Consider the following 20,938-nt stretch of genomic DNA (forward strand, 5'->3'; position numbering starts at 1 on the left):
TTTTTTCTACCTCCCCCAGGAGACTACTTCTTGCTGAAGGCTGTGTGGAACGTGGCCGGATTCGCGTCTGCACCAAACCGCGCCTTGATTTCTCTCGTGTAGGCGTCGCGCCAGATTTTTTCAGCGAACGTTATTGGTTGGCCTTTTTCATCAACCTTGCCCGTGTCTTGGAAAAGTGGGCTCTTGGGACACATGGCCTCAAGTTCGAATCTGAATATGTTGCGCTGTGCAATGATGGCTTTAACGAGAGCGTCTTTCGCCGCTAGAGCCCGTTCGAGTTCTTCTATCCGACGCCTCAAGCTTCTCTCATGATTAGCTGCGAGGTCGGCATCTATGCGTTGCTGGCGCCGTGCCAGATCGAGATCCTGCTGGGCTCTCGACCGAGCGCCACCGTTGTCATAGTCGACCAGCGATCCGATAATTCCGCCGAGGATGGCCATAATACGAATTCCTTCATCTGATGATGGAGGAATTCCGGTGCCTGAGCATTTTTACCATTTTTCACCCCACCAATGGAATTGCTTAGCATTTTCCGGCCAAGGCGGGAAAAAATCAGAATTTTGAATTTTAATATACAAGGATGCGCAAGATTCATAATTCACGGAATCGGTTGAAGCGCGCTTCCATCGCATGTAATTGGCAATTTCGCCCAGATTTATCCTTCTGAGCGAATCACCACCGAAATCAATTCGCATTTTGATATACAAAAAATGGGGTTTCTATCTCGCATCGTCCCTCTTTCCGACCATTCAGATTACAAAAAATTAATGTGAGTTTTTCAAACTCTTCTCGGATCGGACCCTGCTAATCCCGCATAATTCGAAAATCGGAGGCAATTTGCCGCTGTTAATTCAAGGGCTTGAACAGTTTTCTTGAATACTATTCAATTATATACTATACTAGTCATCATGAACAGATTGGTTGGCATTGGCGAGGCTGCTCGGATGCTGGGTGTGTCGATCACAACCCTGCGGCGCTGGGAGGCAGCAGGAAAGCTGGTCGCCGACCACACCGCGGGCGGCCATCGCCGCTACGACATCGCAAAACTCCGGCCGGATCTATTCCATGCGGAAGACGAGGCCGACCGCCGCACCATCGCCTACGCCCGCGTGTCAAGCCACGACCAGAAGGATGATCTGGAACGGCAGAAGCAGGTGCTCGAACTCTATTGTGCTCGTCAGGGCTGGAAATTCGAGATTGTCGCCGACCTTGGGTCAGGCATGAACTACCGCAAGAAAGGGCTTGAACAGTTCGCTTCCAAACTACGCAAAGCTATGCTAATATTCCCAAAATGGAGAGAATGGTAGGCATAGGTGAGGCTGCACGGGCGCTGGGCGTGTCGATCACGACGCTGCGGCGCTGGGAGGCGGCGGGTAGGCTGAGCGCCGAGCACACGGCGGGCGGCCACCGCCGCTACGACCTGGCGAAGCTGCGCCCGGAGATGTTTCGCGCCGAAGATGAGGCAAGCCGGCGCACGGTCGCCTACGCCCGCGTGTCCAGTCACGACCAGAAGGACGATCTGGAGCGGCAGAAGCAGGTGCTCGAACTCTACTGCGCCCGCCAGGGCTGGACGTTCGAGGTCATCGCCGACCTGGGCTCGGGCATGAACTATCACAAGAAGGGCCTCAAGCGGCTGCTCGACGCCGTGATCGACGGCGAGATCGGTCGGCTGGTCATCACACATAAGGACCGGCTGCTGCGCTTCGGCGCGGAACTGGTGTTCGCCATCTGCGAGGCGAAGAACGTCGAAGTCGTGATCTTGAACCAGGGCGAGGACACGACGTTCGAGGAAGACCTCGCCAAGGACGTGCTGGAGATCATCACCGTGTTCTCGGCGCGGCTGTACGGCAGCCGCTCGCGCAAGAACCAGAAGTTGCTCGACGGTGTGCGGGCCGCCGTGGAGAATGCGGCATGCTGATCGCCCACCGCATCGCGCTCGACCCGAACAACGTGCAGGCCACGTATCTGGCGCGCGCGGCGGGCACGGCGCGCTTCGCCTACAACTGGGCACTGGCTGAGTGGAAGCGGCAGTACGAGGCGTGGAAGGCGGACAACAGCCTGCCGAAGCCCTCGCAGGCCGCGCTGCGCTGCCAACTCAATGCCGTCAAACGCGAGCAGTTCCCGTGGATGCTGGAGGTCACGAAGAACGCGCCGCAGATGGCGATCATCCAGTTGGGGCAGGCGTTCCAGAACTTCTTCGCGGGCCGCGCCCGGTATCCGCAATTCCGCAAGAAGGGCGTGCACGACCGCTTCACGCTCACCAACGACCAGTTCGACATCGACGGTTCCCGCATACGCATCCCAAATCTGGGCTGGGTGCGCATGCGCGAGACGTTGCGCTTCGCTGGCAAGATCATGTCGGCCACGATCTCCCGTGTGGCCGACCGCTGGTTCGTCAGCATCGCCGTGGACACGCCCGATAGTTCGCATCTGCCGAAAGCCGAAAACCAAGGCGAGGCGGGTGTCGATCTGGGCGTGTCGGCATTGGCTACGCTCTCGACGGGAGAGGTAATCCCGGGTCCGAAGCCCCACAAGGCGCTGCTGGACCGCTTGCGCAGGCTCTCGCGCAGCCTGAGCCGCAAGCAGAAGGGATCGACCAACCGCCGCAAGGCCAAGGCCAAACTGGCGAAGCTGCACGCGAGCATCGCCGCGATCCGTTCGGACGCTCTGCACAAGCTCACCACGGACCTCACGCGCCGGTTCCACACCATCGGCATCGAGGACTTGAACGTGCGCGGCATGGTGAGGAACCGGCATCTGGCACGCTCCATCGCCGACATGGGCTTCTTCGAGTTCCGTCGGCAGTTGGAGTACAAGGCCGCGATTCGCGGCGGCCAGGTCGTGGTGGCGGATAGGTTCTACGCCAGCAGCAAGACGTGCTCGGCGTGTGGACACAAGCTGGACAATCTGCCGCTGCCGGTGCGCGAGTGGACGTGCCCGTCGTGTGGCACGGTTCACGACCGCGACGTGAACGCGGCGGTGAATCTCAAGAACATGGCCGTGAGTTCCACGGTTGCAGCCTGTGGAGAGGAAGGCTCTGGCGCGCGCTGCAAGGCGCGCGTGAAACCAGCCTCGGCGAAGCAGGAAGTCAGCGGCAGATTTGCTCAGCAATGAGCAGGTCTGCGCAGGTCTGACGGAACGGCGGCATGAAGGGGGAGCGCGGCAGGCCGGGCGGTTCTGGCGGCCCCGGCGGCATGCCGGGTGCTGGGGGAGCGGGCGGCGGGAAGGATGCCGCACCGAGGGGAGAAGAATAATCCGTGGCCATTTGGCCTCGGATACCCTGGTGACTACTCCTTCCTGAACGCTGTGTGGAACGTGGCCGGATTGGCATCTGCACCAAACCTCGCCCTTATCGCTCGAGTAAAAGCGTCACGCCAGACTTTTGTTGCGAACGTGATTGGCCGCCCCTTCTCATCAACCTTTCCAGTGTCTTGAAGAAGCGGGCTCTTGGGGCACACGGCTTCAAGCTCGAAGCGAAGCATGTCGCGCTGAGCAACGAAGGCTTTTACGAGAGCGTCTGCGACAGCTAGGAGCCTGTCCTGGTAATCTTTACGGCAGCAATTATCTGCATTAGCCCCGTGTTTTCATTTTCGGCGCTCCCCCTCAAGCGGTGAGTTTTGCGAGGTTATGGGCGGTGCAGATCATTGCCCATTCTGCTTTGACCTTATCGATACCGCGGAGGAGGAACTGCCGGAAGCCTCTGGCCTGCTTGATGTGTCCAAACACGGGTTCGACGGTGTATTTTCGGATACGGTACCGGCTTCGATGTCCACCTTTTCGGAGTCTGGCGCGCATGGCCTGAACCAGCTTGCCACCTTTTTTGCCGCTGCCTGGCGAGCTTGCGCGCCCTGCCGCGACATAGCCGCGAACCGTGCGCGCGTTGAGCCCCTCAAGATTTGCTTCTGAACAGAAACCGTTATCGGCGGAGACTTCATTGGGCATCTCGCCGGTGTTGCCCTCGATCGCATCGAGCAGCGTCAGCAGGGCGTCTTGATCAGAACCGTTGTTGGTGAGCCGGTGCGCCACGATGATCTGTGCGCCGGCATCGACCGCGGCCTGCGCATTATACGCCTGGATGAAGCCATCGCGGCCTTTCATGATCCGGCTTTCCGGATCGGTGAAATTGCGCTGCGCCTTGGGCTTTGGTTTGCCTGGCTCGTGTTTTGGGGTTCTGCCCGGCCGGGGTTTGGCACTGCCGTCAGGGTTTGCTGGCGGCGGCGGCCGGGCGGCTTCCGCGGCGCGGGCTTCGGCCTCGAGCTCAGCCTTGGCGGCACGGATGCGCGCCAGCCGCGCCTGCTTGTCACGCATCCAGTCGGGCGGTTCATCACCGCGGCGCGTGCTGCCGTGCGCGGCGTCTTCGGCCGCATCCTCGGCTGCCGCGCGTGCCAGCCACTCGTTCACCTCGCGGGTAAGTTCAGCCTCGGCTTCCACCATGCGGGCGTAGCTCATCGCCTTATGCTTGGAGGCATTGGCTTTGATCTTGGTGCCGTCAACAGCAACATGAGCCAGTTCAGCCAGACCCGCCTTGCGACACAGCGCCAGCACCTGCACGAACAGACCGGCCAACGCATCCAGGTGGCGCCGGCGAAATTCACTGATGGTCCGGAAGTCCGGCTGGTTGAGCGCCGTCACCGCCTGAAAATCCAGCCGCTCCTCGCAGCCGCGCGCGATCCGGCGCGACGAATAAACACCGCTGCGATAGGCATAAAGGAGCAGTGCCACCATCATGGCCGGATGATAAGGCGGATAGCCCTTCATCTCGGTATAGGCACCCATGATCGCGGAAAGATCAAGCTCCTCGCTGACCAGATCGCGGATCAGGTGGGCCGGATGGCCGGCGGGGACGAAGTCCGCCACCGAAGGCGGAAGCAGCCAGACTTCATCGGTCTTCCAAGGGCGAAACACTTTGCTCATCAAAAAACAGAATCACGACGCAACCATCTTGTCGAGTGAATTTAGCCCGTTACCGGGACAGGCTCCTAGAGCACGCTTTGTTTGCGCAAGCTCCTGCTCGAGCTGCGCGATACGCTCGCGGTCCGACTGCACCTGTTTCCTGTTTGAAATCTCAGCCGCCCTATCCGCGTACTTCTGAATCTCGTATTCGCGTCGAGCTGCCGATGACACGCCACCGTTGTCGTAATCGACCAGCGATCCGATAATTCCGCCGAGGATGGCCATAATACGAATTCCTTCATCTGACGATGGAGGAATTCCGGTGCCTGAACATTTTTACCATTTTTCACCCCACCATTGGAATTGCCTAGCATTTTCGGGCCAAGGCGGGGAAAAATCAGAATTTTGAATTTTAATATACAAGGGGGCATGAGATTCATAATTCACGGAATCGGTTGAAGCGAGTTTTCATGGCATGTAATTAGCATTTACAGGCAGACCTTTCGACCCGTACCAATCGGGCGCCTAATCAATTCGTTTTTTAATATACAAAAAATGGGTATTCGGTCTGGCGTCTAGCCGCTTCTGTATCTTAAAGATTACAGAGAATTAATGTTGAATTTTCAAACTCAGATCGGGCTATTCCGGTCGGGCTTCGCCGCCCAGCTTGGGATCCATGGCGTTGGGCGGCGCCATGGATCCCAAGTGCAACGCGAGCCTCGAGCAATCCAGAAGCGGTCGGAAAGTGCAGGCCAAAGCTAAATCCATTCGATGGGATTTGAATCAGTCAGCGTGAATCTGGATATTTCATGTTGAATCGGATGCTGCTAATATATGGCTTTGTTTTATTGCAAGGAGCCACTATGTCCAAAGCGTTCATCGCCGGCGTTATTCAAGAGTCCACCGAGATCACAGGCGTCGCTGCCAGCCGGGCCGCTACCGATGTGATGGACGCCATCGTCAAGGAGCTGAAGAAGAACGGCAAGTTCACCTTGCCATCCTTCGGCACCTTCACCGTCCGCAAGACAAAGGCCCGCAAGGGCCTGAATCCGCGAACCGGTGAGCCGATCAAGGTGAAGGCCGGCAAGACAGTCCGCTTCAAGTCTTCTCCGACTCTGAAGAAGAAGGTCTGACTCGACCGCGCCGGCGCCGCCTCAAGGTGACGGTGCTGGCGCGCTCTCCCGCCCCTCCGCATCTGGACGCATCTCGGACTGCGGCCCGGCCAGGGTCGCGGCGGTGATCAGGCTGTCCGCCATCTCCGGCGTTTCGTTCGCCGCGCGGTGCTGCGCCTCGAGCAGTGGTGCAACGATTGTCGAAAGTCCCGGAATTTCGCCGACCGCAATGAGGAAATCGCCTCCAATCGCACGATCGAGCGCCGCATGGCCGGCGTGCCCGGTAAGCGACCGCCAAGCCCCAAGGGCGCGGACCCCGTCGCTATAACCAGCCTCTCCGAAATCCGCATTCCGGAGATCTCGGAGCGGGATGGCCTCCAGGCTTGGCGCGCCGCCCGCGACACCGTCTGTGGCGGACAGGACCGCCGGACCACTTGTCGTATCGACCAGTCCGATCGGCAACACGACCCTTCCGTCGCTCCACCCCCCAGCCTCACTGTAGAACACAACGGGGCAGCCTGGACGCAGGCCGACATAAGGCCGGACGGACGGCAGGATGGCACTCGTAACAGGGCGGCAGCCGCGGGCCATCAGAATGCCGCACGCCTGATCGCAGAGATCAGCGAGCTGCCAGGCCGGGACGACATCGCCCGTGACGCGCCACACGGTTGATTCAAGGTGGGCGCTCAGCGCTGTGATCGTGATGCGCTCGATGCCGGCCCGGCCGATGCCGGCGACCGCAAGGACAAGATCGAACGGCGTCATCGGGTCGACGCCGAGGCGAAGAGATACGACCTGCTCACCGGTATCGGTGATCACCACCGCACCGGCGGCCGCGATCCGGGCGGCGAGACCGCCATTTTCAAAGTCGAGTGCCACTGGGGGCCGTAGGCCGTCGGCGTCTCCAGCCAGCCGGCCGTGCTTTCTGGACGACATTGCGCGCTCCTCACATGCCGGGGGCCGGGCCGGCCTCATCCATGCCGCGCCGGTCCGGGGTGGTTGAAGACTCTGCAACAGCGCGCTGCTTGCCTACCAGCTGTACCCGCATGACCGGGTTCTGCCAGTTCAGCACGAAGAAGTCGGAGACCATGTCGATCGCATCGCGGTCGGTGTCGCTGATGGCTTCGGCGAATCTGTGATCCAGCGATGTCGCTGTCATTACCGCGGTGCGCAGAACCTGGGCGATGGTCAGCTGGTATTGTGTCGTCGCACCCCAGCCCCATCTGGCGCGATCTTCGCTGAGGTCGGACTGAGTAATGGATTCACGCACCGCTGCGCCGGGAAGCGCGGCCATGGTCCGCGGCATCTGGTCGAGGACGCTACCGACCCCGTAGGTCATGCTCACCAGCCGGCGCGAGAGGTCCTTCATCAGCACCCGGTCGAACGCGGTGATGTCGGGACGGCGGGCATTGCGGTCGAAGAGGAGTGCGAGCCCGGCGAGGACTTCGCTGGTCGAGCGCCACTGGACGTCCTGCTGGCGGGAGTTGCGGTAAATCTGGGCCATGGAAACCTCGGTTGAACGGGCTGCGTTCTCTCGAGGCTAGTGCCGAGGTGTGAAAGCAACGCACCGACCGATTTTCGGACCGCATACCTATCGGTTAGGCCATGCTCAGCCAGGCGTCGCGAAGTCTGGCGAGGGCTGCTTGCAATGCAATAATTATGACCCATATAATACCTACAAAACGGGTTGGTGTTACTTAAATGGTGCGATCTTGAAGAGGCTTGTGCTGCTGTCGCCGCGAGAAGAAGACGCGATGGAGACCCTTGGTCGCCGCGTCCGGCTCGCGCGGCTGCGCCGCAATCTGACGCAGGACGAGATGGCGTACCGGATCGGCGTCACCCGGAAGACCTATGTTGCCTTCGAGCAGGGGCGCGAGACGGTGAACATCGGTGTTCTGGTGAAAGTGATGGCTGTGTTCGGGTATGTCGATCGCATCGCCGACCTGCTCGCTTCGGATCCGCTAGGTGAGGACCTCGAGGAAATTCATGGTCGAAAGAGAGCGACTCGTGTCGGAGCCTGAGGCCGCGTGGAAAGCCGATACTCATGGGCGGCTGCTGGAAATGAGCGTTTTCTCCAGGGCGGAGGGGCAACCGGTCTTGGTCGGAACGCTTTCGTTCCAGGCCAGCCGGCGTGGCGTTCGGCAGGGTACTTTTCGGTATGATCGGGATTGGGTTGGGAGTGGAGTTGCCGCCCCACTATTTGCGGCCGGCCTTCCGCTGCGCCGCCCGACCCAAAGCAAGCCGCCATTCGAAGTCCCACTTCCGTTTTACGATGCAAGTCCGGACGGATGGGGCAAGGCGTTGCTACGCATGGCGTATCCCGATGTCGACTTGGGCGCACCCGAATACATCGCGGCATCGGGCAATAACAGGACCGGAGACCTTGTGTTTGGTCCGGACGGATCTGGTCCGGCCGTTTATACCCCGTCAACTGCAATGCTGGATCTTCCTCAGGACGATGACAGGCTGGGAGATCTGATTGAGGCCGCCGAGGCCGTCGAGAGCGGAATTGCAACCCGATCGCATCTCGCGCGCCTTCTCCAGAGTGGCGCTGACATTGGCGGTGCCAGGCCGAAAGCCCGCATCATGTTCGATGGAAGGCCCTGCATCCTGAAAATGAAGGCGGCCGATGACGGCGTCGATGTTCAGAGGTTGGAGGCGGCTTGCCTGTCTGTTGCCCGCTCGGCGGGCATCGAGACACCGTGGCACACTGTTGTTGAGGTCAACGGCCAATCTGCGTTGATCATCGAGCGCTTCGACCGGGATGGGGAAATCCGTGTCCCCTTCACGAGTGCAGCTACCGTCATGGAGGAACCACCCTCTTCATATGACAACACCGGAGCATCCTATGCATCAGTTTCGGTCATGGCGAGACGGGCCGGCATTCTCGATTGCTCACGGGATCTCTTCCGCCGGCTGCTTCTCAACTGCTTCCTGAACAACACGGACGATCATCTCCACAATCACGGCTTCATCCGCGTGGGAGGACAGTGGAAGCTATCGCCCGTCTTTGATGTGGTCACACAGCGCAGACGGGCATTGGTCCTCCGTCCCGCGAAGGACGTTTCAGCCGAGGCCAACCCCACAACAGCTCTGACCGCCCACACGGCATTTGGGATAGACCGGGACGAGGCGCAGGCGATCCATGACGAAGTGAAAATGGCAGCTGCGGATTTTCGCGATTGGCTTCGGCATTACGGTGCGAATGACGCCGACATTTCCACCGCATCGAGCTTGGCGCCCCATGCAGTCGCTGCCGAGACGCCTTCAAGAAGTCGAAACATCATTGATGATGAGCCAGCTTCTCCAGAGCCATAACGCGTCCTCGTTGTTGGTTACACGACCGGATTCCTAGCCTGTTCTCGACGGGATTCCCCCGCGGAGATTCGGGCCATGACATCGATACAGATCGAAGCAAGCAACATCGAGGCGCTGAAAGCGCGGATCCGCGCCCTGGCCGATGCCGCCGGTGATGCCGGCTGGCTCGAGATCGCGGTCGATGGCATCGACCGGCCCGTCATTAGGGTGCCGCGCGGCGCGTTCGAGCAGTGGTCGGTCGGATATGCCAGGGCTCCAGGCGTCGCGCCGTGGACAACCGTGTGCCCGATGGGCCTGAAGCAGGGCTTCGACGATCCGCTTCATAGCGACTGGATGCTGGGCGCGGGCCTGCCGCTCGATGCGATGAAGTCGAACGACGATCTTTCGGACTCCATCTACCGGGCGCGCGCCAATGTCGAACGGCGGCTGCTGCAGCGGGAGGCGTCCGTCCTGCTTGCCGGCCCCGATGTCGAAGAGGGCGTCTCGATCCACCCCGCGGATCCCGCGGACATGGACTGCCTCGACCGGGCTGCGGACAAGTTCGGGCGTCCTGTTTTGGTCCTGCCCGATCTCAGGCCGGACTGGCTACCCCTGGTCATCGCAGCCTTCGAGAGGGGTGGGGCCGTGATTGCCACGCGTGGCGGCGCCATGGCGCATCTGGTGACCGAGGCCCGGGCCGCGGGGAAGGGGGGCATACTGCGCCTCGACAACGCGTGGGCACTATTCCCGGATGGCGTGCTGCTCCGCATCGAGCCGGCGGCAGGTCGGGTGACTTTTGTGCAGGCGGAGGAATATCGCCTCGCAAGGCTGGCGGCAGCACTGCAGGAGCGCCCGGCGCCTGTCCAGGACCGGCGGCATGACACCGATCACGCGCCTGCCCGGGTCGCGGAGACGGAGATACGGATGTCGGTCGCACCATCGGCCATCGCAGCGGCCGATCGCTGCCGGGACCTGATAGCGGCCGGCAAGCTGGACATCCCCGGCATCGGCCACTTTGCCGCCACCATCCATTCGAGTCGCGACAACCTGAGGGGTGAGCCCGAAGGTGTTCTGCTCGTCCATGGCTTCAGCGATGGCGCTTCATCCCGCCGCCTGGGCACCGCGGCCTCTAATTTCAGGACCTGGCAGTCAGGCGATATCGCTCGCGCCACCCGTCAGGCGGCCAGTCTTCTTTGCCCTGAGCTTGACCAGGAACTGGCCGAGCGGCGGGCGCGCGCCGAAGCCGCACGACAAACTCGTATGGAGCGCCGGCGCGCCGCAATCTCGCGGATGGGTGACACGGATCTTGCGGCCGAGATGCAGTATCTGCTCCAGCAGCGGGAAGGGAACTATCAAGTTAGTTCAACAAGCACCAGATTTGGTGCTGATGTCTGACCTGACATCCGGGCCGTGATCGTGTTCGTCCCACCGAAGTAGGAGTTAGACGATCTCGGGTCGGCGGTGGAACCCTTCCCACCGGATCGGGTGCTGCGCACCCTTCGCTCGCGGAATTGGCGCACCAATTCGGCGAGGACTGACGCCTTCGACTGGAACACGGAACCGATAGACAGCGCACGGCGCTGCCCGATGTTCCGTGCCGCATTGACATCGGCGTGCATGTTTGAGCCACACCACAGGCACTTGAAGGTGCTCTGCGATGGGCGATTTCTCTTGTCCACGTAGCCGCAACAGGAACATGTCTGCGACGTGTAGGCCGGGTTCACCTCTTCCGAGGTGATTCCGAAACGATCATTGAAGTCGGCCAGCTTGGCCCTGATGACGGAACGACCGCAGTTCTGGATGATGCGATTAAGCCGACGCGATAGGGCAGGGTTCTGGAAATTCAGTCGTTCCAGAACGATGGCAGCGGGCCGCTTGGCGGCGACAAGGGCGTTCAGCACGCGACCGACTTCAGTTCTGATCCAGCCGCGAAGCGCCGCAACGGCTTTGCGGTAGCGAGCACTGTCTCGCGGCTTGCGTCCGTGCCGCTGCTGTCCACGCGCAATTCTGGTGATGCGCTGGTCATAAGCGCGAAGCGCCTTGAGCCAGTCCTTCCCGAGAAGCTGTCCTTCGTCTCCGGCGAACAGCGTGGACAGACCAAAATCCAGCGCCATGACCTCGCGCTCGGGCTGGTAAGCGGCGCGGCTGGCCTCACAATCTGTGCCGATGTCGGAGACGACGCCGAACGACAGAGCGCCGCTCTCCAGGTCCTCGGTGACGAGCACACCGTTGCACAAGCGGCCACCGCGTCTTTCATGCCGTTCGTAGGTCAGAAGCGGGACTGCGATCTTGGTGCCCTTGGTCATGGTGGACATGTTGATCCACCAGCCGACGCGATTTTTTTGAGTGGCCTCGGTAGGTGTTTCCAAACACGCAGCACGGTGATCCAGCCGCATCGAAATATAACGCATATCAGGGCGTCGATGCTGCCGCATGACGTGGCGGATGATCGAACGTGCCAGACTACGGATCGCATCCGGCACGATCTCGCCCGTGTCCTTCATCGCGATTTCACGTCGAGAAAACCACGCTCCAAGTCGATTGATGACGTGCAGCATGTGCTTCGTGTCGGGATCGAGTGAGCTTCGTGTGACGATGTCCCGGAACTCGTTGGCTCGGTTGCTCAACCATGATTCAAGCTGGCCCACGACCTGATACCGGCACATCTGCACCCGGTTGGCCGCGCCAATCACCGCCGAGAATGTCGTCTTATCTTTGTCGTGGTGCTTGTTGAACCGTCCCGACTCGAAGAACAGCCGCCATTGCTCGCTCGCCAGCATGACCGCTCCGTGCCGGTAGGCAACAAGAACAGCACGAACTTGCGCTTCCTTCGTCGCCGTCATGTTCGACGCCAACAGGTCTGTGCGCATCACGGAGCGTGCTCCGGCGGTCGGCTTCCTCCGCGTCATCAAGCTGTTTTCCCGGTCAGGAACGCATACGACAACAGCCGACCTTCGCCGTTGCGGATCATCCGGGTCATGCGGTCAAGGCAGGAATCGGTCTTCCGGTTCCAACGGAATGTCGCCTCTCCGGTATAGCGCCCGAGATGCTTCACCGAAATCGAATGGAACACGCCGGTCACTGCCCGACGCATGAAACCATTGAACGACTCAACCCGGTTGACGTGGACACGATGGCCCGTTGCCTCGTCAGTGCGCGCGTATTCGCGGGCAGAATGGTTGACCGCCAGATGCACCTGCGTCTTGCCAATATGCTTGTAGGCCGGAAGGCCATCCGTCATCACTGCGGCGGTCCCATCGAGAACGCCTTCCAAAGCCGATGCAATGGCCTCTTTGCCGTGCGTCGGGATCACCTTCCCAACCACGTCACCACCGCGCTTCGCGGCCACCAGCACCAGCGGTCGCTTTGTCCCGCGTCCTTTGCGATTTGCAGGGGGCGCATCGTCATCATCGTGATCCCGAGATGATTTCGCCTGCTTCCGAGGCGGCGCACCGGCATACATCTCGTCAAGCTCCACCACGCCGGACAGGATCGGATTTGCCTCTGCCATCATGGCCCGCACGCGATGCCCGAGATGCCATGCCGATGGATACGAAATGCCAAGCATCTCGCTCAACTTCACAGCGGAAATGCCCTTAGATGACGACACGATCAGATAGATGGCGTGCGCCCATGTCAGAAGCGGCAAATGTGTCCGATGCATCGGCGTCCCCGCCGTCACCGAGAATTGCTTCTTGCATGACTTGCAATGCCAGAACTTGGTCTTCGGCATATACGCCGCATTGCCGACCGCACCACAATGATAACACTCGGGTCCGTGCGACCAGCGCGACCTCTCAAACCAAGCACGCGCCGCGTCCTCGTCAGGAAACATTTCATTGAACGCGCGAAGGGTCATGGTCATGCTTCGTTCTACACCTAGCTGTCTATTTAGTCAACTTGATAGTTCCGAGCGGGAATACATCGAGGTGGCCATCGACCGGCAGGACCCGTTCTATGTGGGTGGGAATCGGTTCTCGGACCTGGAGCACACCATGGAGGAGATTCGTGTCCATGAGGCCGAGATCGAGCGGCGCGGCCTGGCGATGCCGAATCAGGCCGAAGACATGCCTGCATTCGAGCCATAGCGTCTGGTGCGGCTGAAACCAATGACAGGACACTCTCGCTCGCGCGGGGCATGCTAATCGGGCGTTCAAAGCTTATTTGCAGGAAATCGGGGGATGAGCGCGCGAAACTTGCCAAAACAGCGCCACCAAGTTCCATAACGTTTATTCTGCGACCGACCAGAGCGCCTGATTTGCCGCCCTCCGCGGCATTGCCATCTCTGCTCTTATCGACGATTTTTCGCCGATGAATATCCCAGCCCCCCCAGCTGCACAGGCCGCCGGCATCAGACAGAACACCTGCATGACCTGCGGCGCTGTCGCGGTGTTCGGTTTCAACACGAGATCCGGCATGGTCTGGACATGTCGAGAGCATCGCGCTGACGGCGACGCGGTGGTTGAGCCGCCCCCACCGATGACTCGCGGCTCCGCAGGATAAGCGCGATCTCGATCTTCAGGCTGATCAGCCGGGCGCCATCTCTGGCATGGCGGTTATCTCGGGTCTGGATGTGTGACGCACCTTGTTGAGGGTCGGAGCGGGCACCGGCATCGGCCTTACGGGCCGGGACGGGAAAGCCTGAAGGCCGCCTTTGATGGCAAGCGCACGGGCAGTCACTTCGGCTTTGAGCGCGACGGCCAAACCAGCGGCAGTACGATCGTGAAGTGCGTCCATCGAAACCGTGCGACGCCTGTTCAGGCCGGCCGCCTCCAAAAGCCCCGCCGCGAGAAGCAGCCGCACCGGATCGGCCTCTTCCTCGACCAGGATCACGCCGGAATGGAGTGCAACACCGCCGGCGGCGCCTGACATTCGCTGATCGCCCGCCTTGTAGATCCGCTCGATGACGAGCGCCGTATGCGTGCGCACCACATCAAGAACACCGGAAAGCAGGAGGTAGACTCTAGGTATTGATTTTATGCTCGAAAGTGCCTAAAAGTGCCGTATGCGCTCACCGTTTCCTGCCTTCATGTCCACAGGCGAAGCCGCTGCCTATCTCGGGCGTGGCGTGAAGACGCTTCAGCGGTGGGACCGCGAGGGCACGCTTTCTCCGGCCGGCAGGACCAAGACCGGGCGGCGGGCCTACACGCGGGAGCAGTTGGACACGTTCCTTGGTCAGCAGATCGGACGCCCCGAGCCGCACCGGGTCATCGCCTACTGTCGCGTCTCGTCGGCGGCGCAGAAGCCGGACCTGAAAAATCAGAGGCGCGTTCTGGAGGAATTCGCTGCGGCACGCGGCCTTGTGGATGTCGAGTGGATCGAAGAAGTCGGCGGGGGCCTCAACTTCAACCGCAAGCGGTTCCTCGAAATCATGGACGCCGTATCACGCCGGGAGGTGCGGACTATCGTTCTGGCACACAAGGATCGGCTGGTGCGGTTCGGCTACCAGTGGTTCGAGCATCACTGCAAGGCGCACGGCTGCGACATCCTCGTGCTGAACAACGAAAGCCTGTCGCCGGAACAGGAGATGGTCCAAGACCTGATGACCATCGTGCATTGTTTTTCAAGCCGGCTCTACGGTTTGCGCAACTACAAGAAGAAGCTCAGCGAAGCCATCGGCCAGGATGTGAAGCCATGATCCTGGCCCACAAGATCGCATTGGACCCGACCGTCGAGCAGGCGATTCACTTTGCCCGCGCCGCCGGCACCGCGCGCTTCGCATGGAACTGGGGCCTTGCGGAATGGAAACGCCTATACGAAGCCGGTGAGAAGCCAAGCGCCACGAAGCTCAAGGCGCAGTGGAACGCTGTACGTCGCACGGAATTTCCCTGGTCGTGCGACGTAACGAAGTGCGCCAGTGGTCAGGCAATCATGAACCTCGGCACGGCCTTCGGAAACTTCTTCCGTGACCTGAAGAAACCCAAGGGCCAGCCCAAGGCCGGCTACCCGAAGTTCAAGAAGAAAGGCCAGCACGACAGCTTCGCACTTTGGAACGACCAGTTCGAGGCGCACAGCTGTCGTGAACGGTTCGGCAAGGATCGGGGCGAAATCCGCATCCCGAACCTCGGCTGGGTTCGGATGCGCGAACCGCTGCGGATCGGTGGGCGCATCCTCGGCGCTGTCGTCAGCCGCGAGGCCGGGCGCTGGTTCGTGGCGATCCAGTGCGAGATGCCGGACGCAGAAGCCGCACACCCTGCGCCCGGCTCCGTCGTTGGTGTCGATCTCGGCATCTCGGCGCTGATGGCGTTGTCGCGCCAAATGCCGGATGGGCGCACGAAGATCGAGAACCCGAAGGCGCTGCGCAAGGCGATGCGGCGCGTCAAGAAGCTCTCCCGGCGCATCAGCCGGCAGGAAGAGGCCCGGAAGAAGCGGGCCGCCAAGACGAGCCGCCGGACGCGGAAGCGCCGCGCTCAGCTGGCGAAGCTGCATGGGCGCGTGGCGAACATCCGCCGCGACGCCATCCACAAGGCAACCACGGCAGTTGCCAGCACCTTCGAGACGATCGTCCTCGAAGACCTGAACGTCGCCGGCATGGGCAAGAACCACGCCCTTGCCGGCTCTGTCTCCGACGCGGCTTTCGGTGAGATTCGCCGGCAGTTCGAATACAAGGCGCGGATGCGCGGCGGCCACGTGTATGTGGCTGATCGCTTCTTCCCGTCCAGCAAAACGTGTTCGGCCTGCGGCTGCGTCGTGGACAAGCTGCCGCTCTCTATCAGGTCGTGGGCATGTGCCGAGTGCGGCACCGTTCACGACCGCGACGAGAACGCGGCGATCAACCTTGAACACCTCGTGGTAGGCCCGGCTTGGGCCGAACCGTCGCCGGGCATTCCGGCGGCAACGCTCGGGGAGATTGCGGCGCTGGCCGCCTCGCAAGAGGCGGTGAAACTGCGGTCAGTGAACCGAGAGCTAAACCCGTGCGCACATGTGCGCACAAATTAGGAAGCAGGTCTTCGTGCCGCTCCCCGCCGTCGTCCGCAGCCTGAAGGGCCTTCCGCTCACACAGGAGAGCCCGTCTCACCAGGTGATGATCGAACTCGTCCTGGCATCCCGGAGTATCTGGCCATCGCTCGAGGAAACGCCGGACCTGGTTGCCTTCTCTATCGGCCTCGCCTCGGCCGCACAGGCTCTCAGCTACGAGCCGAAGGTCGCGCTGGCCCATGACGCGGCGAGCCATGACCTCGTGGCGGCGTGGGTCATCCTGGAGGACCGGGCTTACGACATCGGCGGCGAGATCAGCGTCGCCCGCCCCGGCACCGCGCGCCGCCATGACGGCAGCCCCGTCGCTCCCGGGGCGCATGCCGCGGCATTCGAGCTGGACGACCCCGCCATTCAGGAGATCTCCGCACTGCCGGGTGGTGCCGATCCCTCGATCTATCTCGAGGGCCTCAGCAGGACGATCCAGCAGCTCGAATCCACCGGAATGGCGGCTGATTTCCGGCCCTCCTGGGACATGAGCTGAGGCATAGGCAGTTTTTCCGCCACCGGATACACCGAATCGCTGAAAATACTGGATATATGGCATATCGGAATTGTATAGTCCGACAATGTCCCAGCGCGACCTCATCATCAGTGACATGGATATCGGCAACCCCGAGGACGACGGGTTGTTCTGGATGCCCGCAAAGGAAGTCTCTGGAATCGTCTGTGAAGCCGTAGGGAGCGTGTGGCCCGGGGCGGAGTGGTCGATGGATGGCGGGCAGATCAGAATCAGCACCAGCCAGCTGCTCGACGAATACAATGCAGGACCGGTCATCGCATGGCGTGCCGAGCAGATGTGGGAGCTGATCGGGCGGGTGATCAGGGGCAGAATGGTCGCCGATATCTGCGAGCACCCCACAACCACTTTCGGAGCCCGCCTTCGGGGGTATCGCTGCAACCGGCCGCAGGTGCCGGTCATCGCCACGATCGGTGTGCTCTCGATTGCCCGAGAGGCGGGCGGAGGCATCGACGAGATGATCGGCCGGTTCCTGCGTCGCTTCGACATGCCGCTCGACAATGACCGGGCTTGAACGGCGCCGGCGGCTGCCTGCGCCACAGCAGCTTGACGAGAGCCAAGCGCCGGCCAGTCGCGAGGCCCGACTGACCTTCCAGCGTGCGCTGACGACATTCGCTCCGATCATGGACCTCATGCTGACGGGTCGCATCGACGAAACGGAGGCGGCCGCAATGATCGCGCGCGGGCGCAAGACCGTTGCCATGGCGCTGGAGCAGACGATCGGCGCCACGCCGGCGCCGATGCTCGGCGATGTCATGACGATATGGTGCCGCCACGCGGCCGAGGGCCGGGAGCTCGACGAGGCCGCTCTCAGGTCCGCCATTGGGGTCGCCATCTCCGGGATGGTTACCGTGTGGGGCAACAGCACCGAGGTCAGGAGCTTTCCCTTTACCGACCGGACATTCATGGTTGCGGCAATGGCGGATATCGCCGCCGAACTGGACAGCGCGATCGCCGAGACAGGAAACCAGAATCCGGCCCTGCTGCCAGGCGCGCTCGATCACATCGCTGGTGCCGCGGTCAATGCAGCCAGGAATTCACTGGCTGACGCTGGCGGCGCGGCCACTCCTCGCGATCTCTACAACCTGGCCCAGAACTTTGCCCGCAGGATCGGCCGCGCCGCCGCAGCTGAGGTCCGGCGGCAGAATGACGCGGCGGCCCTTTTCCCGGCCGCCGACGCCGCCGCGGCGCGCATCACCGCGGCGCTCGCGGTGGCCACCCGCACAACCGACCTGCTCGTTCAGGCCGGCAATGCCGACGATCTGACCGCGCCCGGTGCGCCGGAACCGCAGGAGCCAGCCTGTTCATGAGCCGCAAGCCAAACAACTTCGCTGTCGACTCCAAGTTCGAGATCGATTCATCGAATTTTGCCGTAGATGTCAGGAGGCCCGGGGAAAAGATCGCCGGCACGCTCCGCCAGAAGCCACTCATCGCCATCGCGCTTGGTGCCATCCTGGCTTCCGCGGCAACGGTACCGGAGACCGCCACCGCCGCACCATGGCTTGCCGCGATGGTGCTTGCGACCTTCATGCTTCTCCCTGACGGGCGCCGGGATGCTTCGAGGTTTCTGCCGCTCCGGTCGCCTACGCAGGATACCGGGCGACAGGAGTACAAGCAGCTCGGCAACGAGTTCTCTGACCTCCAGCCCGGCTCGGGCATCTTCTTTCTCGGCACCGAGATCGGCTCTGGGCGCGAGATCTGGATGTCGAACGAGGACGCCCGCGAGCATTTCTGGATCACCGGGACGACCGGTAGCGGCAAGACCGAGCTCCTGATGGCGATCATGATGAACGCGCTCAGCTGGGGCTCCGGTTTTGTCATGATCGACGGAAAGGGCGACATCGCTACCCCTGCCAAGGTCTGGCGGATGATGCGCGCCATGGGGCGGACCGACGATTTCTTTCTGCTCAACTTCATGGTGCCTGGGCGCAACGCCAAGTCGGGTGGCCTGCTTTCACACACGCTGAACCCCTTCGCGAACTACTCGAAGGCGGAGATCATGCAGGTCATCGAGAGCCTGCTGCCGAAGGCGTCGGGTGACTCGGGCGGCTGGCAGCAGAAGGCGATCAACCTGATGAAGGGCGTGGTCACCCTGCTCGTCTGGTTGCGCGACCACCATGGCAAGCCGCTCTCCGTGCAGTCGCTGCAGGAGGGCATGGTGCTGGACAGCATCCTGCGTGCTTTGCTGCCGAAAGAGGTCTGTGCACCGGTCTACCGGGACATGCCCGTCGAGGTCCGCGAGCCGCTGATGAACTACGCGAACAACCTCTCCTCCTTTCCGCGCGAGCTGATGCAGATGCCCGCCGATGGCAGTCCCCACCCGCTTGCCAAGCCGGGCACGCCTCACAAGTTCGTTGACCAGACCAACACCCAGCACGGATTCCTGACCTCCATCCTTGGTCCGCCGCTGAGCCTGCTCGGCGAGAGCTACCGGCACATCTTCGGGACGCAGTACGCCGACATCGACATCTTCGACATCGTGCTCAGCCGCCGCGTCCTCGTCGTCGTACTCCCCGCCCTGCAGAAATCGCTCGAGGAGATGGGCAATCTTGGGCGCATCACGGTTTCCACGCTGAAGACGATGCTCGGCGACAGTCTTGGCTCGGAGGCCGAGGGTTCGGTGGCCAACGTCTACGACAAGAAGCTGACCTCGGCCCCCTCCCCGTTCCAGGTCATCCTCGACGAGTGGACCTATTATATCACCCAGGGCGCCGCGATGATGCCGGCCCAGGCCCGCGGTATCGGCTTCTCCTTCTTCTTTGCGGTCCAATCGCTCTCGGCGATCTTCCAGCGTGACGCGACCGAGGGCCGGGACGCCTACAACACGGTGAACACCCGGATCTTCATGTTCGCCGTTGACGAGGAGACGACGATCAAGTCCGCCCTCGAGACAGCCGGCAAGGCAGACATCGTCAAGCCGAGCGTCTTCACCTACCAGGGGGGCGGCGGGCTGACGAACTCCCCGGTCCTTGGGCAGGACCGGACGATCCAGGAGAAGGAGCGTTTGACCGGGCGTCATATCCGCCGTCTGGGCAAGGGACAGTTCTATCTCATGCGGGGCGACAAGCTGGTGCTTGGCCTCGGCCCCTACATCGACGATGCCAACCTCACCGCTCTCGACAAGCGCGAACTCGCCGAGAGCGATACGGGCGCACCGACCAGCCGCGAGGATGAGCTGCGCCGGGTTGGCGAGCTGGCGGCGTTCAACCAGTTCTACGGCATCCACCTGAACCACCTCGTCTCGCTGCTGCCCGAGTCCGAGGAGGACATCAACGCACGGCAGGCGATGCGAAGCTTCGTCGCCTTCCTTGGTGGTGACCGCGAGAAGATTGTCGCCAAGATCACCGAGCAACACCGCGGGCGCGATGAGATCGCCCTGATCGGGGCGGTGATGGAGAATCTCGAGGATCTGCCGCTTCTCGAAGCCTCCTGCATTTCGCTTGCCCGGCTTTCCGCCGATGTGCAGGCATCCCGCGCGGCCGCTCAGGCTGCCGTCGCCGCCGGCAGGGGCGGACAGCCTCAAGGCGCGGTTCCGGGCTACCTGCAGGACAGCGCTGCTCCTGCCGGCGCCCCGCCCCGTGGCCGTGGCCCGCGTCAGCGCAGCAACGTCAATTTCACCGATGGTCAGCCCGCCGCGCCGCAGGCGCCGAGGCTGGGCGGATCGGTCAACGACCCCGTCACCCAGGCGATTGGGCTGCTGGATGCGGCAACATCCCAGACCGATATGGACGCTGCGGTAGCGGAGGCACTCGGCCACGACCCGGCTATCGCCCGCCGCCGCCCCGCCCGCGCGCCGCAGATTATCGACGATGCCGATGCGCCGTGGCTACAGGGTGACGATGCGCCCCAGGCCGGCAGCAAGAGTGCTGCGACGCCTCCGGTAGCATCACCTCCGGCCCGGACGGATGCGCCGACCTCTGATGGTGGTGAGCCGTTATTCGTCACTCCGGGGGGCAGCATCGTTGCAGTGCCCGCGAAGGAGCCAATTTCCGGAGTGCAGAAAAAGGAGCCGCCGCCGGCCGGACCGGCTGCAACCAAACCTGCCGCCGAACCTGCCGCCGAAGCGAATGTTACCGACGTGAAGACGTTCCTGAGTAGGGTTGTGAACGCCACCGTTCTCGATGAGGGCGAGGACGACTGA

At 61.9% G+C, this 20,938-nt stretch carries 22 protein-coding genes; 14 read left to right on the top strand and 8 right to left on the bottom strand.

The features are described 5' to 3' along the window. Positions 1–23 precede the first annotated feature (23 nt). Positions 24–440, bottom strand: a complete 417-nt coding sequence (locus HUW10_RS02785) for a hypothetical protein (protein ID WP_174502097.1) — start codon at positions 438–440, stop codon at positions 24–26. 468 nt (positions 441–908) lie between these two features. Here HUW10_RS02785 and HUW10_RS02790 point away from each other — a divergent pair, with 468 nt between their 5' ends. From HUW10_RS02790 to HUW10_RS02800, 3 genes are read left to right on the top strand one after another with little or no spacing between them, the layout of a single operon-like run. Next, on the top strand, positions 909–1,307 hold the full coding sequence (locus tag HUW10_RS02790) for a recombinase family protein (protein WP_255540009.1): 399 nt from the start codon (positions 909–911) through the stop codon (positions 1,305–1,307). Next, on the top strand, positions 1,292–1,918 hold the full coding sequence (locus HUW10_RS02795; protein WP_174502098.1) for an IS607 family transposase: 627 nt from the start codon (positions 1,292–1,294) through the stop codon (positions 1,916–1,918). The genes HUW10_RS02790 and HUW10_RS02795 overlap by 16 nt, the downstream gene beginning before the upstream one ends. Beyond that, entirely contained in the window at positions 1,912–3,114 is a 1,203-nt protein-coding gene (locus tag HUW10_RS02800; RefSeq protein WP_174502099.1) for an RNA-guided endonuclease TnpB family protein, read from the top strand. The genes HUW10_RS02795 and HUW10_RS02800 overlap by 7 nt, the downstream gene beginning before the upstream one ends. Before the next feature lie 489 nt (positions 3,115–3,603). On the opposite strand, the gene HUW10_RS02805 is transcribed toward HUW10_RS02800, so the two are convergent. Together HUW10_RS02805 and HUW10_RS02810 are read right to left on the bottom strand one after the other, a co-directional pair. Further along, positions 3,604–4,914 carry an IS1182 family transposase gene (locus tag HUW10_RS02805; protein ID WP_174502100.1) on the bottom strand — a complete coding sequence of 437 codons (1,311 nt, stop codon included), beginning with the start codon at positions 4,912–4,914 and terminating at the stop codon, positions 3,604–3,606. A gap of 12 nt (positions 4,915–4,926) precedes the next feature. Beyond that, positions 4,927–5,178, bottom strand: a complete 252-nt coding sequence (locus HUW10_RS02810; protein ID WP_174502101.1) for a hypothetical protein — start codon at positions 5,176–5,178, stop codon at positions 4,927–4,929. Positions 5,179–5,756: 578 nt separating this feature from the next. On the opposite strand from HUW10_RS02810, the gene HUW10_RS02815 reads away from it, so the two are divergent. Further along, complete coding sequence (locus HUW10_RS02815) at positions 5,757–6,026, top strand: HU family DNA-binding protein (RefSeq protein WP_174502102.1); 270 nt, start codon at positions 5,757–5,759, stop codon at positions 6,024–6,026. A 21-nt stretch (positions 6,027–6,047) separates the two neighbouring features. On the opposite strand, the gene HUW10_RS02820 is transcribed toward HUW10_RS02815, so the two are convergent. Continuing rightward, positions 6,048–6,941, bottom strand: a complete 894-nt coding sequence (locus HUW10_RS02820; RefSeq protein ID WP_174502103.1) for a hypothetical protein — start codon at positions 6,939–6,941, stop codon at positions 6,048–6,050. A 10-nt stretch (positions 6,942–6,951) separates the two neighbouring features. Then, complete coding sequence (locus HUW10_RS02825; protein WP_174502104.1) at positions 6,952–7,509, bottom strand: hypothetical protein; 558 nt, start codon at positions 7,507–7,509, stop codon at positions 6,952–6,954. Between the two features lie 208 nt (positions 7,510–7,717). Here HUW10_RS02825 and HUW10_RS02830 point away from each other — a divergent pair, with 208 nt between their 5' ends. The 3 genes from HUW10_RS02830 (at position 7,718) to HUW10_RS02840 (ending at position 10,697) form a co-directional block, all read left to right on the top strand. Then, positions 7,718–8,026, top strand: a complete 309-nt coding sequence (locus HUW10_RS02830) for a helix-turn-helix transcriptional regulator (protein ID WP_201712574.1) — start codon at positions 7,718–7,720, stop codon at positions 8,024–8,026. Positions 8,027–8,315: 289 nt separating this feature from the next. After that, the gene (locus HUW10_RS02835; protein WP_174502105.1) at positions 8,316–9,323 is read left to right on the top strand and encodes a type II toxin-antitoxin system HipA family toxin; all 1,008 of its coding nucleotides are present in this window, start codon (positions 8,316–8,318) and stop codon (positions 9,321–9,323) included. A gap of 75 nt (positions 9,324–9,398) precedes the next feature. Next, a complete protein-coding gene (locus HUW10_RS02840; RefSeq protein WP_174502106.1) occupies positions 9,399–10,697 on the top strand; it encodes a hypothetical protein in 1,299 nt (432 codons plus the stop codon). Here the strand turns inward: HUW10_RS02840 and HUW10_RS02845 are convergent. Beyond that, entirely contained in the window at positions 10,655–12,145 is a 1,491-nt protein-coding gene (locus HUW10_RS02845) for a zinc ribbon domain-containing protein (RefSeq protein WP_174502107.1), read from the bottom strand. The genes HUW10_RS02840 and HUW10_RS02845 overlap by 43 nt on opposite strands. Before the next feature lie 65 nt (positions 12,146–12,210). Next, positions 12,211–13,167, bottom strand: coding sequence for an IS1595 family transposase (locus HUW10_RS02850; RefSeq protein WP_174502108.1), 957 nt, complete (start codon positions 13,165–13,167; stop codon positions 12,211–12,213). A gap of 64 nt (positions 13,168–13,231) precedes the next feature. Between HUW10_RS02850 and HUW10_RS02855 the strand changes: the two genes are divergently transcribed. Next, entirely contained in the window at positions 13,232–13,390 is a 159-nt protein-coding gene (locus tag HUW10_RS02855) for a hypothetical protein (RefSeq protein WP_174502109.1), read from the top strand. A gap of 439 nt (positions 13,391–13,829) precedes the next feature. Here HUW10_RS02855 and HUW10_RS02860 read toward each other — a convergent pair whose 3' ends face one another. Then, complete coding sequence (locus HUW10_RS02860; protein ID WP_174502110.1) at positions 13,830–14,234, bottom strand: hypothetical protein; 405 nt, start codon at positions 14,232–14,234, stop codon at positions 13,830–13,832. A 97-nt stretch (positions 14,235–14,331) separates the two neighbouring features. Here HUW10_RS02860 and HUW10_RS02865 point away from each other — a divergent pair, with 97 nt between their 5' ends. The 6 genes from HUW10_RS02865 (at position 14,332) to HUW10_RS02890 (ending at position 20,938) form a co-directional block, all read left to right on the top strand. Further along, the gene (locus HUW10_RS02865; protein ID WP_174502111.1) at positions 14,332–14,940 is read left to right on the top strand and encodes an IS607 family transposase; all 609 of its coding nucleotides are present in this window, start codon (positions 14,332–14,334) and stop codon (positions 14,938–14,940) included. Then, positions 14,937–16,241 (top strand): RNA-guided endonuclease TnpB family protein, encoded by a 1,305-nt coding sequence (locus HUW10_RS02870; protein ID WP_174502112.1) that lies wholly within the window; start codon positions 14,937–14,939, stop codon positions 16,239–16,241. Before HUW10_RS02865 ends, HUW10_RS02870 begins: the two co-directional genes overlap by 4 nt. Before the next feature lie 13 nt (positions 16,242–16,254). After that, the gene (locus HUW10_RS02875) at positions 16,255–16,761 is read left to right on the top strand and encodes a hypothetical protein (protein ID WP_174502113.1); all 507 of its coding nucleotides are present in this window, start codon (positions 16,255–16,257) and stop codon (positions 16,759–16,761) included. A gap of 85 nt (positions 16,762–16,846) precedes the next feature. After that, positions 16,847–17,311, top strand: coding sequence for a hypothetical protein (locus tag HUW10_RS02880; RefSeq protein WP_174502114.1), 465 nt, complete (start codon positions 16,847–16,849; stop codon positions 17,309–17,311). After that, on the top strand, positions 17,298–18,107 hold the full coding sequence (locus HUW10_RS02885) for a hypothetical protein (protein WP_174502115.1): 810 nt from the start codon (positions 17,298–17,300) through the stop codon (positions 18,105–18,107). The genes HUW10_RS02880 and HUW10_RS02885 overlap by 14 nt, the downstream gene beginning before the upstream one ends. Beyond that, positions 18,104–20,938 (top strand): type IV secretory system conjugative DNA transfer family protein, encoded by a 2,835-nt coding sequence (locus HUW10_RS02890; RefSeq protein ID WP_174502116.1) that lies wholly within the window; start codon positions 18,104–18,106, stop codon positions 20,936–20,938. The genes HUW10_RS02885 and HUW10_RS02890 overlap by 4 nt, the downstream gene beginning before the upstream one ends.

The sequence above is a fragment of the Acidiphilium sp. C61 genome, assembly GCF_905116885.1.
Lineage (GTDB): Bacteria > Pseudomonadota > Alphaproteobacteria > Acetobacterales > Acetobacteraceae > Acidiphilium.